This is a genomic window from Carboxydocella sp. ULO1 (assembly GCF_002049255.1).
Taxonomy (GTDB): domain Bacteria; phylum Bacillota.
Genome location: NZ_BDLQ01000162.1, coordinates 1 through 283, shown reverse-complemented (window position 1 = coordinate 283; position 283 = coordinate 1). Strand labels below are relative to the sequence as shown.

Genomic DNA, 283 nt, shown 5'->3' with positions numbered 1-283 from the left:
AGCACCTTCCAGGAGCCGGTTAAAGGCCCACCGCATACAGGCACAGAAGAGACGCATCTCCGTAGTCAGCGGGTCTTCTTCGCCCCGGCTCCACTTCGAAGACCGGTGAGTCGGGTAAATCTCCGGAAAAAACTCCCCGCACACAGTTATGCTAAATTTGTTCTTCTCGTGTTTCTCTGGCATTCCTGATCAGCTCCCCGAAACCCTGCCGGACTTTGCTGCTTCTCCAATGGATAATAGTTCCATACCTTTAATGTAGCAAAACAGTTAAATACAATCAATT

General features: G+C 49.5%; 1 protein-coding gene. It reads right to left on the bottom strand.

The annotated features are described in order from the left end of the window. The coding region (locus tag ULO1_RS14320) for a hypothetical protein (protein WP_200806980.1) at window positions 1-183 on the bottom strand (183 nt) is incomplete at its 3' end. Between the last annotated feature and the right edge of the window lie 100 nt (window positions 184-283).